The organism is Flavobacterium sp. N1719, from assembly GCF_025947045.1.
Taxonomy (GTDB): domain Bacteria; phylum Bacteroidota; class Bacteroidia; order Flavobacteriales; family Flavobacteriaceae; genus Flavobacterium; species Flavobacterium stagni.
In genome coordinates, this window is sequence record NZ_CP109993.1 from 1,013,549 (window position 1) to 1,028,604 (window position 15,056).

At 40.8% G+C, this 15,056-nt stretch carries 15 protein-coding genes and 1 tRNA gene; 5 read left to right on the top strand and 11 right to left on the bottom strand.

What is annotated here, in order from left to right:
- Positions 1 to 97 precede the first annotated feature (97 nt).
- The 6 genes from OLM45_RS04110 to OLM45_RS04135 all read right to left on the bottom strand — a co-directional run bounded on the left by OLM45_RS04110 (position 98) and on the right by OLM45_RS04135 (position 8,136).
- Positions 98 to 1,075: a ribonucleotide-diphosphate reductase subunit beta gene (locus tag OLM45_RS04110; protein ID WP_264512198.1), complete on the bottom strand. Its 978-nt coding sequence runs from the start codon at positions 1,073 to 1,075 to the stop codon at positions 98 to 100.
- A 329-nt stretch (positions 1,076 to 1,404) separates the two neighbouring features.
- Complete coding sequence (locus OLM45_RS04115) at positions 1,405 to 1,935, bottom strand: hypothetical protein (protein WP_264512201.1); 531 nt, start codon at positions 1,933 to 1,935, stop codon at positions 1,405 to 1,407.
- 66 nt (positions 1,936 to 2,001) lie between these two features.
- A complete protein-coding gene (locus tag OLM45_RS04120) occupies positions 2,002 to 5,403 on the bottom strand; it encodes a hypothetical protein (protein ID WP_264512203.1) in 3,402 nt (1,133 codons plus the stop codon).
- Positions 5,404 to 5,470: 67 nt separating this feature from the next.
- Positions 5,471 to 6,724: an aspartate kinase gene (locus OLM45_RS04125; protein ID WP_264512205.1), complete on the bottom strand. Its 1,254-nt coding sequence runs from the start codon at positions 6,722 to 6,724 to the stop codon at positions 5,471 to 5,473.
- 87 nt (positions 6,725 to 6,811) lie between these two features.
- Positions 6,812 to 7,288: a GNAT family N-acetyltransferase gene (locus tag OLM45_RS04130; protein WP_264512207.1), complete on the bottom strand. Its 477-nt coding sequence runs from the start codon at positions 7,286 to 7,288 to the stop codon at positions 6,812 to 6,814.
- The gene (locus tag OLM45_RS04135; RefSeq protein WP_264512209.1) at positions 7,288 to 8,136 is read right to left on the bottom strand and encodes a M48 family metalloprotease; all 849 of its coding nucleotides are present in this window, start codon (positions 8,134 to 8,136) and stop codon (positions 7,288 to 7,290) included. The genes OLM45_RS04130 and OLM45_RS04135 overlap by 1 nt, the downstream gene beginning before the upstream one ends.
- Positions 8,137 to 8,268: 132 nt before the next feature.
- On the opposite strand from OLM45_RS04135, the gene fbp reads away from it, so the two are divergent.
- A complete protein-coding gene (fbp, locus tag OLM45_RS04140) occupies positions 8,269 to 9,276 on the top strand; it encodes a class 1 fructose-bisphosphatase (protein ID WP_129460105.1) in 1,008 nt (335 codons plus the stop codon).
- Between the two features lie 52 nt (positions 9,277 to 9,328).
- On the opposite strand, the gene OLM45_RS04145 is transcribed toward fbp, so the two are convergent.
- Positions 9,329 to 9,760 (bottom strand): TerB family tellurite resistance protein, encoded by a 432-nt coding sequence (locus OLM45_RS04145; RefSeq protein ID WP_264512211.1) that lies wholly within the window; start codon positions 9,758 to 9,760, stop codon positions 9,329 to 9,331.
- Between the two features lie 139 nt (positions 9,761 to 9,899).
- On the opposite strand from OLM45_RS04145, the gene OLM45_RS04150 reads away from it, so the two are divergent.
- From OLM45_RS04150 to OLM45_RS04160, 3 genes are read left to right on the top strand one after another with little or no spacing between them, the layout of a single operon-like run.
- Complete coding sequence (locus OLM45_RS04150; protein ID WP_129460103.1) at positions 9,900 to 10,493, top strand: HupE/UreJ family protein; 594 nt, start codon at positions 9,900 to 9,902, stop codon at positions 10,491 to 10,493.
- A gap of 44 nt (positions 10,494 to 10,537) precedes the next feature.
- Positions 10,538 to 10,966, top strand: a complete 429-nt coding sequence (locus OLM45_RS04155) for a deoxycytidylate deaminase (protein WP_129460102.1) — start codon at positions 10,538 to 10,540, stop codon at positions 10,964 to 10,966.
- A 53-nt stretch (positions 10,967 to 11,019) separates the two neighbouring features.
- The gene (locus OLM45_RS04160; RefSeq protein WP_264512213.1) at positions 11,020 to 12,591 is read left to right on the top strand and encodes a S41 family peptidase; all 1,572 of its coding nucleotides are present in this window, start codon (positions 11,020 to 11,022) and stop codon (positions 12,589 to 12,591) included.
- Here OLM45_RS04160 and OLM45_RS04165 read toward each other — a convergent pair whose 3' ends face one another.
- The 3 genes from OLM45_RS04165 to OLM45_RS04175 are packed head-to-tail and all read right to left on the bottom strand — an operon-like array spanning position 12,592 to position 14,028.
- Positions 12,592 to 13,209, bottom strand: coding sequence for an FAD-dependent oxidoreductase (locus OLM45_RS04165; RefSeq protein WP_264512215.1), 618 nt, complete (start codon positions 13,207 to 13,209; stop codon positions 12,592 to 12,594).
- A 4-nt stretch (positions 13,210 to 13,213) separates the two neighbouring features.
- Entirely contained in the window at positions 13,214 to 13,411 is a 198-nt protein-coding gene (locus OLM45_RS04170) for a hypothetical protein (RefSeq protein ID WP_264512217.1), read from the bottom strand.
- Positions 13,412 to 13,449: 38 nt separating this feature from the next.
- Entirely contained in the window at positions 13,450 to 14,028 is a 579-nt protein-coding gene (locus OLM45_RS04175) for a MarC family protein (protein ID WP_264512219.1), read from the bottom strand.
- Between the two features lie 294 nt (positions 14,029 to 14,322).
- On the opposite strand from OLM45_RS04175, the gene OLM45_RS04180 reads away from it, so the two are divergent.
- The gene (locus OLM45_RS04180) at positions 14,323 to 14,901 is read left to right on the top strand and encodes a DUF3109 family protein (protein WP_264512222.1); all 579 of its coding nucleotides are present in this window, start codon (positions 14,323 to 14,325) and stop codon (positions 14,899 to 14,901) included.
- Between the two features lie 34 nt (positions 14,902 to 14,935).
- Here OLM45_RS04180 and OLM45_RS04185 read toward each other — a convergent pair.
- Positions 14,936 to 15,009, bottom strand: a tRNA-Ala gene (locus OLM45_RS04185).
- Positions 15,010 to 15,056: the final 47 nt, after the last annotated feature.

A 15,056-nucleotide genomic window follows, 5' to 3' on the forward strand; every position in this document is an offset into this window, starting at 1 on the left:
CTCGAATTGATTTTTGATGGGAAAAGGCAATAAATCCCCTTTTCCGAATCGGATGTGAACTCCTCCCGGAGCTGTATTTTGAATGATTTTGATCGAATTAAAAATCGGCGTCGAAGCTGATTTTCTGTGCGTTAGAGTCGTTATTCATGACTCCGGCCTTTTGGTATTCAGAAACGCGTTTTTCGAAGAAGTTGGTTTTTCCTTGCAACGAAATCATGTCCATAAAATCAAAAGGATTGGTTACATTGAACACTTTGTTACACCCTAATTCCACCAACAAACGGTCGGTTACGAATTCAAGGTACTGTGTCATCAATTTGGAATTCATACCAATCAAACTTACGGGAAGCGATTCGGTGATGAATTTGCGTTCAATGTCCAAAGCATTGGTTAATATTTCGGTGATGCGTTCTTTCGAAACTTTATGCACCAAATGGTGGTTGTGTAGGTGAACGGCAAAATCACAGTGCATTCCTTCATCACGCGAAATTAATTCGTTGGAGAAGGTTAGACCCGGCATTAAACCGCGTTTTTTCAACCAGTAGATAGAGCAAAATGATCCTGAGAAAAAGATCCCTTCTACAGCAGCAAAAGCAATTAGACGCTCGCTGAAGTTAGGCGATTGTACCCATTTCAATGCCCAATCCGCTTTTTCTTTAATTGCTGGGAATACTTCGATAGCATGAAACAATTCGTTTTTCTCAGCTTCGTCTTTTACATACGTGTCGATCAATAACGAATAGGTTTCACTGTGGATGTTTTCCATCATTAATTGGAAACCATAGAAAAACTTTGCCTCTGGATATTGTACTTCACTCACGAAGTTTTCGGCCAAGTTTTCGTTTACAATTCCGTCAGATGCTGCGAAAAACGCCAAGATGTGTTTAATAAAGTAACGTTCATCGTCGGTTAATTTATTATTCCAATCGTTTAAATCTTGGTGTAAATCGATTTCTTCTGCAGTCCAAATACAAGCCTCTTGTTTTTTATACCATTCCCAAATATCATGGTGTTTGATAGGGAAGATTACAAATCGGTCTTTATTATCCTGAAGAATGGGTTCTACAAATGACATAAGTGTGTTATTTTTTATGATTTCGTTAACGTTGTTCTGACTGTTACAAATTTGATTAAATACCGTCAAAAATGAAAGTCAAACTTATCCACAATCGGCTTTAGTTTTTAACAACGCGTACGAAAATTCTTAATTTTAACAATTTTGCAACCCATTGAAAAACAAGGCTATAGAAGTTCATTTTTTGCTAAAAGGCTGAAAAATCAAGGGTTTTCGGAAAAGGCGTAAATAATTTTCGTAGGATTTTACAAGGCGCTGAATGTTGTGAAATTGTAAATAAAAAAACCGTTTCACAGCAGAAACGGTTTTTGATTTTTTAGGAACTAATTTTATTCTTCTTGCTCTCCATCAATATAGGTTTTATTCCCATTTTTATTGATGTAATATTTGCCACCGCGAGGTCCTGTATAGACTTTTCTCCCTTTGTAAGTGCCCGTAGCTTTGTCTTTCACTTTTTTCTCAGCGGTTTTGGATAACGCTGATTCTTTGATGTCTTCTTTTTCTTCGGCAGCGGATAATTTTTTGGCTTTGGCTTTGGCTTTGTTTCCAGCAGCTTTGGCTTTTCCAGCATCGGATTTTACGTCTCCTTTTGCGGAAGCTTTATTTTCTTTAAAGCGTTTGTCTACCGTTCCGTCTTTTTTGAGCGCTGGCTTTTTTTCCTCCGTTTTGTTGTTTTTATAACGTTTGTCGGGCGTGCCGTCTTTTTTCAGTTTTTCGCCTTCTTTCTTGGACTTTTCCTTTTTGTCAGCGACAACTTTCTCGGTTTCTTTTTTGGCTTTTTTTACTTTCTCTTTGGCTTCTTGCGCAAAAAGTCCGGTAGAAAATACAAAGGCTACTGCGAGTGCAATTACTTTTTTCATAGGGTTCTAAAATTTGATTTGACAATTAAAGATACAAATTCTTCTTTTTCAAAAGTAGGATTTGGATTAAAAAAAGGCGCGCAACTGCACACTTCCCGTATGGATCGTTTTTGATGTCTCCGATTGTCGTCCCTGGTAATTGATGTTGAGGTCCAAATATTGGGTCAAATTTTTCTGAAGCAAAACGCGCCAAGTCGAATTTTTTCCCGGTTGCAAGCCTTCCAACATTTGAAAAGCTACCGGCGATTGCGCATTGCCGTTAAAGTCATTGCGGTAAAAGGAATATTCGCCCGTCAATGTGAATTTTTTTTCTCCTATATAATTGACTGCAATGCCCATCCGACTCTGGGTGAGCGACTCTTGATCGTTAATCGTGTTGGTTTTGCTTTTGATTTCATAGAAAACACTCAAACTTTTGTTCGCAGAAAATAAATAGGAAAGTTTGGGTTGGACTTGAAACGTTTCCAGCGTATAATTGCGGGAGGCATAATTATCCGATAATCCTAAATTTTTCCCCACCGCCGATTCTACATTCACCAACCAGGCTTTTTTCCACAAATGGGCATATTGAATTTGGTGCGATTGCAAACGGTTTTCTTGTGAACCAATGGATAAAAGGGTACGAATTTTAGTATTTAAAAAGGTATAGGTTACGGAATGAAATTGCCGTCCGCGATTGAAAAACAAACTGTTGCGAAACGATTCGTTCAATCCCAACAATTCGGCATTACCCGCATTAAAGGGATTTAAATGAAATTGATCACCCACGCGTTTGGTTTTTTGATCAATCGTCAACGCAGTTTGGTTGTAAAAATGGGACAAGAATTTCTTCCATCCTTTTTCATTCAGCCATACTCCCGGATTCAAGGCTAACGATTGGGCAAATTTATTTTGATGGGTTTTGACAAAAATTTGATTGGGCAAATAGACCCGAACGTATTTTGCCAAATCAGGAAACGGCGCTACATCAAATTCTTGCAACTCCTGAATGCCGTTCCCGTTGTAATCGTTCCACATATAAACGCCTTGACCGGGGTTGACTTCCAAATAGGTAAATTCCTGTTGTGCGATGGTCCCTGAAGCGGTTTCTACCGCCGTTGAAACTTGCACCAATTGCCCCCAATACCGGTCGGTGTAGACTATTCGGGAGTTGAGAGAAGGTTCGTCAGGTCGGGTTTTGTCTACGTAAGTCAGTCGGCGGTAATTGATAAACGCCGATAAATTCGCTTTTTCAGTTTGGATTAATCGCGAATTTACATACCAACGGTTGGACGTATTTACCCGTTGCAGGAATCCGTTTTGCAAACTGTCGTTTTTGCGGTGGAGCCAACCGACTTCGACAAAAACTTTTGTAGAATCGCCGCGACCAGTAAAAATTCCCATTTCGCGGTAGCGCTGACTCAACGCACTCAATACTTTGGTACTCGTATTTTTTTCGGTATTGTCTTCTAAATTATAAGTGCCGCCTACCCAATTTTTCCCAAAATGGTACTTCACCCTGGTGCGGTTTCGGGTAAAGCGACTTTCAGCGATGGTGCCCGAACTTTGGAGCGAACTCGCATTTTGTTGGATTTGCCATTTGTCATCGGTGTAAATTCCCCGCAACACATGTCGGTTGCCCGTAAAAAGTTCGCCCAAATCCAACCGCTCAAATTGGTACAAAGCGGTTCCTTTTTGTTTTAAATCCCATTCCATACCGGCAGTCAGCAAACTTTGATTGCCCGTAATCGCGGTGTTCAAATTCCAATCGCGGTTAAATTCGATGGTAAATAAACGTTCGACCGTTCTGAAATTTTGTTGGATGAGTTGGAACGATGCAAACGAATTCAAGTTGGTTTTTCCCGAAAAAACACGTTGTTTGCCATTGAATTTGGCTGCAATACCTTGATTGTTTCCGTCGTCAACCTTAGAAAATAAATTCAAATCGTTGTTGCTGATGCCCACTTCAAAGTCGAGATTGGTTTTCTCACTGGGATGAAATCCGCCGAGAAGGGTCGCAATTTGAAGTTTGATGGGCGCAATCAATCGGGTGATGGGTTCGTAATTTCCTTGAGGAACACCTGCAATGGGGGCCACATATTGGTAGATTTTACCTACTGCATTGTTGTTGGCTAAGGTATAATTCCCTTGATTGGCGCCCACTAAAGTAAAACTGACGTTGTACAGAACATCAGTAGGATTGTTGGAATATTCGAACACTTCAACGGCGCCGATTATTACCTTTTTATATAAAATTTTATTCTCCGAATAACTGTCAACATAAGCGGAAGGCGCGCTCATCAAGTTGGTGTTGTCCCCCGCATTTTGTAAAACCGCTACTTGATCTTGGGTCAGACTCTGTTGTAACGGTTGGTTTTTGACATCATTTTCGGAATAAACATAACCCGCAATATTCCATTTTTCACTTTGGTGATTCGCGCCGCCGTAAGTGACAAATCGGGTATAACTTCGCTCCGAATATTGGTATTCCACCACGATACGCATTTCAGAAGTGATGGGAAAAAGCGAGGTAAACCGAATTTCTCCCGCGTTGTAATCAATCACATAATCGTTGTTTTCACCGCGCGTTTTCAAAACCCCGTTGACATAAACCCGCTCAGAGCCTGAAATGACAAGCACATACAATTCGCCATTATTGCCGCGTAACTTATACGGCCCTTGATTGCCTTCTTGCCCGGTGAAAGTACTACGTGCGTATTGCCCGCGCACTACGGCAGCAGCAGCAAAAACATCGGTTTTGTTTTCGGGGGTTCCAAAAGTAAAACGGGTGTTGATGCCTTGGACTTTTTTATTAAAATTTAAAAATTTGGAATGCCGGTTTTCCAGGAACAAATCCCCAGCGCGAATACTCCAACGGTCGGAAAAGAGTTCGACAAATATTTGGTCAAATTCGTCCAGTTTTTGCGAGTAACCGCCGTCTTGCAGCGGAATATTACTGTCTTGGATGGAAGCTCGCAAACTGACTTTGTTGGAAAGTTTACCTACAATTTGAAGGTCCAAATTTGAATTGACTGTAGTGTTTTGGTTGTTGCCAATCGTCACTCCACGGCTAATACTTCCCGAAGTCGTGAGTCCGTCAAAGGGTTTAAATCGTGTGCGTTCGTCCTTTTTTACGGTTACTAAAACGCCCGCCTCATTGGGAACGACACGTTTGGGATCGTAGATGGTATAGGATTTAGTAAGAAATTCAGGGAATTGCAGGTAGCGCACCGTGAGGGTATCGGTAGCTGAATAATTGTTTTTGAACAGCAGTTTGGCTTTGGCATAATCCACCCGATAAAAAGCGGTGTCCAGTTCTTGGCCGTTGGCGTCGGTAATTTTAAAAAATTCCTTTTGAATGCTTGTGCCATGAAGGGCAATGGTATCTTTGGAGAAGGCGATTTTTTTGCTTTTGTACGGCGAATCGGTTTGTGCCGAAAGCGTACAAAAACAGCCTAAGATCAATCCCCAAAACCACCAATTCTGCATACCCTTTATAACTCCTAAAAGTCAAAAGTAGTATTTCCTCAGGGATTTTGGAATGCTAAAAATCGAATTATTCTTTGGTTACCAATTGTAAGGTTTCGCGAGAAGTTTGGCGTACCAACACTGTTTTCCCTTTTTCAACCATTTCAGCCGCTTCTTTGGAGAAGTGACGAATGGTGTAGAGGGAGACATTTTCATTGTAAGCTACTTTGAATTTTTTCGAAAGAACCGCTTTCAGTTTGTCAAAATGACCAAATTTATCTTCCACACAAACGGTAAAACTGATGGCGGTGTTTTGAATCAAGCTGACTTTAATTTTGTGTTGGTGGAATAAAGCAAAGATTTCGCTGATGTTTTCCTCCATAATGAACGAGAAATCAATGGCTGATAAGGAAATCAACAACTGATTTTTCTTCACGATAAAACACGAGGTTTTGGGTTCGAGGTCGGCTCCCTTTGAAACGCTTGTGCCCGGTAATAGCGGGTTTACAAACGATTTTACATACAACGGAATTTCTTTTCGTTGCAGTGGTTGTAATGTTTTGGGGTGAATAACGGAAGCGCCATAAAACGCCAATTCGATCGCTTCACGATACGAAATTTGGTTTAACAAAACCGCATTGTCGAAATACCGGGGGTCCGCGTTCAATACCCCGGGAACATCTTTCCAAATGGTTACACTTTCGGCACCCAAACAATAGGCAAAAATTGCCGCCGTATAATCGGAGCCTTCGCGACCTAAAGTAGTGGTGAAGTTATTTTCGTCGGAGCCTAAAAATCCTTGGGTAATGTTTAAGGCTTTTTTCTTGACGTTTTTGGAAATCAATTTTTGGGTTTGGTCCCAATCCACCAAAGCGTCGCGGTAAGTTGCATCGGTTTTGATCAAATTGCGCACGTCAATCCAATTGTTTTTCAATCCTTTTTCATTGAAATAATGGCTGACAATCGTCGTTGAGACAATTTCTCCATAACTCACCACTTGGTCGTACACAAAGTTGTAATTGGGTGATTTGTTACTGCGTAAAAAGTATTCCAAATCGGCGAAATGACTGTTCACCGCATAAAACACATCGTGGTTTTCATCTTCAAAAAGGTCCAATAAGATTTGGTTATGGTATTTGCGAACGTCTTGTAAAGAGGCGTGAAAGGCACTGGATTTTTCAAAATAGTTTTTAATCACAATTTCTAGGGCGTTGGTGGTTTTTCCCATCGCCGAAATAATGATTAATACTTCTTCATGTCCTACCGTTTCTAATACGTGCAATACATTTTTTATACCGTCAGCATCTTTTACAGAAGCCCCACCAAATTTGAATACTTTCATGGTTTCCTTTTGAAATTGATTAGGATTTTTATCGCGGACTCAAAGCTAAGAAATTCCTTTTTTTTAGCGTTTTACTTTTTGTAAAAATTAGCTATTTTGGATTAAAAAATTAGCGATACCGTTTTCGTCCATTTGAGCTACGCGCCAATCGGAAAAGACTTTGGCCCCCGTATTCTCATAGAAGGTAATGGCGGGCGTATTCCAGTCCAATACAGCCCATTCAATGCGACGTACTCCTTCTTCTTTTCCTTTTTGAATAATGGCTTTGTAGAGTTCGAACCCAATTCCTTTGCCCCGTTGGTCTTCTTTTACAATCAGATCTTCCAAGTGAATTGTTTTGCCTTTCCAAGTGGAATAACGGTAATAGTAGAGGGCGATGCCGAGAAGTTCGTTTTCTTCTTCGGCTACAAAACAATAAAAAAGGGGTTGTTCTGAAAACCCATCACGGATAAGATCTTCTTCGGTGATGACTACGGCATCGGGTTCTTTTTCAAAAACAGCAAGTTCCCGAATACGCTCGAGAACTTGCTTCATATCTTCTGGTTTTGCTTTGCGAATGTGCATTATTTTTTCTTTTTGGCCGGTTTCTTTTTAGGAGGTGTGGGCACTTTGTTGCTGATGGGTTTTTGCACATAGGCTTTGTACAATTTATCGGCAACGGCACGATCATGGGCTTGTTGAGCACGGTCTTTCGGGTCGGGGTGCGAACTCAAGATTCTGGAAATAAAATCGGTTTGCGCGCCTTCACTCAATTTAGCCAAAATTAAAAATGCCGATTCGACAGCATTCACATCATAGCCGTGTTTTTTCATAAAATCGTAGGCAAAAGTGTCTGCTTCTGATTCTTGGGTGCGGCTGTATTTACTGTCAATGACAGCACTGGCAATTTGCCCCGCTTCGCCATCGGTAACTTTTCCAATTTTATCCGATTGAGAAGACAAAGCATCCATTAACGCACTTTTTTTCAAGGCAGCACGCATGGCGTCTTTGGAATCTTCATTGACCACGTGACCAATTTCGTGACCGATCACGGCCAAGAGTTGGTTGTCATCCATAATATCCATCAATCCCGAATACACGCGCACACTGCCATCGGCACAGGCAAAAGCATTCACTTCTTTGGTTAAGTATACTTTATAGTTCAATTGCAATCCGTTTTCTGCGGCATGTTTTCCAAAAATACGATTTAAACGTAGGGTATATCCGTCTTTCGAACCTGCAATAACACTGGCGGAATCCAATTTTCGAACGCCTTCTTTGGCCAAAGCGGCGGCTTGTTCGTTGGAAAAAGTGAATCCGGCCATCCCTTTTTGTAAGGCGCCTAATGCTTTTTCGCCCAAATTAATCTGAGCAGTAACGAATTGAGTTCCCGCAACCAGAATTAGGGTGAGTAGACTATTTTTTACATTCATGGTTATGTGATTTTATGTTGGACAAAGATACATCTTGTTCTGTAAACGAAGGGTAGAATTATTTTCGTGTGTGATGTCGAATTAATTCCGAAAAAATTAGATATTTGCACGACTACTACAACGATTTCGTAAATGGAAGAACGCAACAAAACCTTAGGGGAATTTATTATTGAAAAACAAGCCGATTTTCAATATTCATCGGGCGAATTGTCCCGAATTATCAACTCCATTCGCTTGGCGGCGAAAGTGGTCAACTACAAAGTGAATAAAGCCGGATTGGTTGACATTGTAGGAGCTGCTGGAGAACAAAATGTACAAGGCGAAGACCAACAAAAATTGGATGTCTATGCCAATGATGTTTTTATTCAAACCTTAATTAATCGCGAAATTGTGTGTGGGATTGCTTCCGAAGAAAATGATGATTTTATCACCGTAGCGGGAAGCGACAACAGTCATAACAACAAGTATGTGGTCTTGATGGACCCGTTGGATGGTTCGTCGAATATTGATGTGAATGTTTCGGTGGGAACGATTTTCTCTGTTTTCCGTAGGGTGACACCAGTAGGTACGCCGGTAACCTTAGAAGATTTTTTACAACCCGGAATTAATCAAGTGGCAGCGGGCTATGTGATTTACGGAACTTCGACGATGTTGGTATACACTACGGGGTTTGGGGTGAACGGATTTACACTTAATCCAGCGATTGGTACCTTTTATTTGTCGCATCCCAATATGCAATATCCCAAAGATGGTACGATTTATTCCATCAACGAAGGGAATTATGTCCATTTCCCACAAGGCGTGAAAGATTATATCAAATATTGCCAATTGGAAGAAGGCGATCGTCCTTACACTTCTCGTTATATTGGAAGTTTGGTTTCCGATATGCACCGAAACATGATTAAAGGTGGAATTTATATTTATCCCACAAGCTCCAAAGCGCCCAAGGGTAAATTGCGTTTATTGTATGAATGCAATCCGATGGCCTTTATTGCTGAACAAGCAGGAGGGAAAGCCTCAAATGGATACCAAAGAATTATGGAAATCCAACCTACAGAATTGCATCAACGCGTGCCATTTTTCTGCGGTAGCGAAAATATGGTCACCAAAGCAGAAGAGTTTATGCGCAATGCCCAATAATAGTTAAACTAACTTGAACAAAAAAGTCCCGAATTGCTCGGGACTTTTTATTTTATTTATACATGTGACGCATTTCGTAGACAAAGGTGTCGAGGTCAACATTCATGACCAAAAGGGATAAAGCCTTATCGACAATGTAGTGCACGTTACCTGGTGTAAACCCTAAAGCGAGCGCAAAACGGGTTAAAATTTCTTTTTGTTTTGGACCTAAAACGTGGTCGGCGTAAACCATACGCGACAAGTCATACAAACGTTCCAGTCGCAACGCATACGAATACGGAGGATTAATAGGGTACTTTAATGGGTTTTTCAAGATTTCGGCATATTCATCCTCTGAAATTTCTAAACGAACAGCAAGTTTGTCTAAGAAATTTTTCTCTTCTGGAGTTAAATCACCATCCGCGAGGGCTACACGTACGATAGCCGAAAAATGACCTCTGTTTCGGTCTTTGAATTCGCTATCAAATAAATCAGCTATTGACATAATATATTGTTTTTAGTTCTTTAAAATTAACGAGAAATTTGATGCAATCGTTCATTCTTAACCAGAATTTAAGCTTTGGTCCCAAATTTTATTCAAATAAATTGTAAGTTTACCCTGCTTAACCCCAAAATCAAGCCGTATGACAGATTTTTGGATCTATTTAAAAATTGGTTTCGAACATGTGTTGAACCTCAATGGCTATGACCATCTTTTGTTTTTAATGGCATTAACAGTGCCTTATGCGGCAAAAGATTGGAAGCGTTTACTTTTGCTCGTTTCCCTTTTCACCCTTGGACATACGCTTTCGTTATTTTTAGCTGTTTTGGAAATTATTACCGTGAAACCTTCGATTATCGAATTTCTAATTCCGATTACCATTTGCATGGCGGCTTTATTCAATATTATTCGGGCCGGAAAACCGGGAAAACAAGATTCAATCACGTTTGTAGGAGCGGTTACGTTGTTTTTCGGACTCATTCATGGCTTAGGATTTTCCAATTATTTCAACCATTTGTTACCTGGAGAAGCTTCTGATAAAATGCTTCCCATGCTGGAATTCGCACTCGGAATTGAAGGCGCGCAAATTTGTATTGTGTTGTTAGTATTGTTAATCGGATTTATTTTCAAAACCTTATTCCGATTCAACCAACGCGATTTTGTGCTGATTTTTTCTGCATTTGTCTTGGGTGTTGTGGTGCCTTTATTGTTGCAAAATCCGATTTGGGAAAAATAGCATAGAATCGTTTAAAATTCCCTACATTTGATCGACACATTACTATGAAAAAAGAGAAATTAAACAAATACGATAAAGCCTATTTACGCATCGCCTCTGAATGGAGTAAATTGTCGTATTGCCATCGAAAACAAGTTGGCGCCATCATTGTTCGTGATCGGATGATTATTTCGGATGGCTATAATGGAACACCTTCTGGTTTTGAAAACAATTGCGAAGACGAAGAAGGTTTGACCAAATGGTATGTCTTGCATGCCGAAGCCAATGCCATCTCCAAAGTGGCGCGGTCTACCCAATCGTGTGAAAACGCGACCTTATATATTACCCTTTCACCTTGTCGTGAATGCAGCAAGTTGATCCATCAATCAGGGATTAAACGTGTGGTTTATCAAAACGGTTACCGCGATACTTCAGGGCTTGATTTTTTGGAAAAAGCCGGCATCGAGGTCTTACAGATTGAAGAGCTGGAATAAAATAAAGAACGGATTTTATCCGTTAGTAAAAAAACTAAACACACACTTTGGGTATGAAAATCAATAAGATCTACATCCCTTTTTTATTTTTTTCCTGTGTAGCACTAGGAATCGTCATAGGGGGCTGGATCAATTATCCGGTTGAGCGCACCTATGCCAAAAACGATTACCGCGCAAAACTCAATCGCTTACTGAACTTTATTGATAATGAATATGTGGATGAGGTGAAAACCGATTCTATTGTGGATTTAACCGTGACTAATATTTTGGCGAGTTTGGATCCGCACTCGGTATATGTTACACCCAAAGAACAAGCCTTGTTGGCCGATAATATGAAAGGTGATTTTGTAGGAGTCGGCATTAATTTTTACACCTACAACGACACCATCGCTGTAATCAAACCGATTGAGGGCGGACCCGCATCCAAAGCAGGAATTCGAGAGGGCGACCGCATTCTTTTTGCGGACAAAACCAAATTATTTGGCAAAAAATTAAAATCGGAAGAACTGTATAACAAATTACGGGGCGAACCCAATTCGGAGGTGGTGCTCACTATTTACCGTAAATCCACCAAAAAAACATTCAAAACCACAGTGGTACGCGATGTGATTCCGCTGAAAAGCGTCGATGTAGCAACGCTGTTAAATGCCACTACGGGTTATATTAAAATTGAACGTTTTTCGGAAACCACAGGGCGTGAATTCCATACTGCTTTGCAAAAATTAAAAGGACAAGGCATGCAGTCTTTGGTGATTGATCTTCGTGAAAATGGGGGAGGTGTCATGGAGTCGGCGGTGGCAATTGCTGACGAACTTTTGAAAGAAAACGAACTTATTGTTTTTACAAAAAATAAAAAAGGCGCTATCGAAAAAACCTATGCAACCGAGGAGGGATTGTTCGAACACGGCAAAGTAACCTTGTTAATCGATGAAAATTCAGCTTCTGCCAGTGAGATTTTGGCAGGCGCTATTCAAGATAACGATCGCGGCCTTGTGGTAGGACGCCGTTCTTTCGGAAAAGGATTGGTGCAACGGGAAATGAATTTTGATGACGGTTCGGCGGTGCGTTTAACCATTGCCCGCTATTATACACCTAGCGGTCGTTCGATTCAAAAACCCTACCGAAAAGGAGATGTTGCGGCGTACTACAAAGAATTTGAAGACCGTTTTGAGTCGGGGGAATTGTATGAAAAAGATAAAATTAAAATTTCTGATTCCTTAAAATTCAAAACCAAAAAAGGACGCATTGTGTACGGTGGAGGCGGCATCGTTCCGGATATATTCGTGCCTTTAGAGTCGGCTCACGGCGAAGAAAGCTTGGAATACATTTTAAAAACGGGTGTCGTAGGTCATTTTGTTTTCGAACAATTGGATCAAAATCGAAAACTTTATGCGAATCTTTCGTTCGACCAATTTTTAGCAGCCATTCAAAAAGATGCTTCCTATGCGTCAAAATTTGAAAAATACTTGGAAGAAAGCGGTGTGCCGTTAAAATTAGAAAACAGTAAAGCGCTTGTTAATCGGTATGTTCAAGCTGAGTTCGCCCGACAGTTGTTCGGGGATGCCGACTATTACCGCTTGTTGCTGAAAGAGGATTCCATGATCCAAAAAATACTGAAAAAGTAACTAGGGTTTTACGCGTGTGCTGTCATGAATTTGCACGGGTTCGCCACCGTTCCATGCAGTAAGAATATCGGTAGCCACCGAAGCACCACTCCCTGCAGCAATGGGCAACTGACTGCGCCAGCCTGCTAAGGTTCCACTCACATAAATCCCAGGTTTTACCAAGTGATCGGAATTCCGCAATTGCAAACGGTTTTTTGCCGGATTCGCTTTTTGATGCGGCATGACATATTCTTCCAAACCGGCAATGGTAAACGGATTTCCAGCACCAATAGCAATCACTATATTTTGGGCTTCATAAGTCGTGCCGTCGTTTGCGAACAACGTAAAGTGGGGGTATTCGCCTTCAATGCGAAGAATTTTGATTTCCGGTAGTTGAATTACCTGCGGATAAAGGGCTGCGAGTTGTGCCGTACTCTCGGTAAGTAATTCGGATCCCAATTTTCCAGCAGGAATTCCGTAGGCATTATTAAAAACCGCATCTTGAAGTGACGAGGCTTTTTGATGGGTAAACACGCCAATTTTTTTGGCAGCAGCAAAGGGTTTGGTTCCTGCCGAGCCCAACACTAAAGCGCAGGAAATTCCCGATACGCCTCCGCCAATGATTAAGACATCAAACATGGAATTAGTTTTTCATTTTTTCTTCGATTTTCTTAGACATTTTGAAAATCAAAAGAATGAAAACCGCACAAAATGAAGCCACAATGCCAATCAACGCTACCAAGCTATTTCCTTCAAACGGATGTTCAAAATCCAATTGAATTACGTTGACAACAATTAAGGCAATGGCAATAAATAGTAATATCGTGGTGAAAAGTTTCATGATGAAAATTTAAGGGTGTAAAGTTAAAAATTTCTCGTCTACACAAAGAGTGCTTTAACATTCGATGCAAATAATTTAACAGCAATCGCCAAAAGCACGACACCAAAGGTTTTGCGAATCACACCCAAGCCGTTTTTACCCAAAAGTTTCTCGATTTTTGCCGATGATTTTAAAACCACATAGACCAAAATAATGTTCAAAATGATAGCAATTACAATATTTATGGAAGCGTACTGCGATCGCAACGAAAGTAAGGTCGTCATGGTGCCGGCACCCGCAATCAATGGGAACGCCAAAGGTACAATCGACGCAGAAGTATTGGCTTCTTCCTTATAAATTCGGATGCCCAATATCATTTCCAAGGCCAAAAAGAACAACACAAACGAACCCGCAACTGCAAACGAATGGACATCGGTGCCAATGAGTTTCAGGAATTCTTCCCCCGCAAATAAAAACGTAATCATGATAATTCCCGCCGCCAAAGAGGCTTTCTCCGATTCAATATGACCAAATTTTTGACGTAAATCCACTATAATCGGAATCGTTCCCACAATATCAATCACCGCAAACAGCACCATCCCGATGGTCACAATCTCTCTAAAGTCCAATCCTAACATTGTTTTTTAAATTTTTTGCAAAAGTACGCTTTAAAAAAGGATGCCCATTTTAAATTGAAGTTAAATTTTAAAAAACTGATTTTGAATAATTTGGGCGCTCCCCCGACCCGTAAAAACTACGCTTTACAAGCTTGTTTTTATCGGGCGGGGTCAGGCTATCCGTTGCAAGTCCGTTGCTCCGTTCCTCCGCATCCGGGCTTTCCACTCCTATCCTTAGCGCGTGTGTGGTGGTCACTGATCATTTAACCGTTTTCTGTTTGAAGAAAATAATATCTTTGTGCCAAAGAAAATACTATGTTTCAACTGGGAAAAACCATCGTATCGGAAGATATACTCGAAAAAGATTTTGTGTGCAACCTTACCGCCTGTAAAGGTGCTTGCTGTGTCGATGGAGATGCAGGAGCACCATTATCCAAAGAGGAAACAGAAATTCTTCAAGCTATTTATCCCAAAGTAAAACCCTATTTGCGTCCCGAAGGCATTGAAGCTATTGAGCATTTAGGAACATGGGTCGTGGGAACGGAACAAGATTTAGAAACACCATTAATCGAAAATAAAGATTGTGCCTATGTTATTTTTGACGGTGATACCGCTTTGTGCGCCATTGAACAAGCCTACAATGAAGGAATAGTCGATTGGAAAAAACCGGTTTCTTGTCATTTATATCCCATCCGAATTAAAGATTTCTCCGAATTTGCAGCGGTAAATTACGACCGTTGGGACATTTGTGACGATGCATGTACGTTGGGAAAAGAGCTTCAAGTGCCGGTATATAAATTTGTGAAAGAAGCGTTGATTCGTCGCTTTGGTGAAAACTGGTACGCTGAATTAGAAAAGGTCGCCGGTGAATTAGCCGAAGAGCGCAAAAAATAAAAAAAACCGAAACAGTAGTGTTTCGGTTTTTTTGTGGAGAAGATGGGGCTCGAACCCACGACCTCTACGCTGCCAGCGTAGCGCTCTAGCCAACTGAGCTACATCCCCGTGTTGGTGTACAAATATAAACATTTCACATAGACTGCCAAACAAAT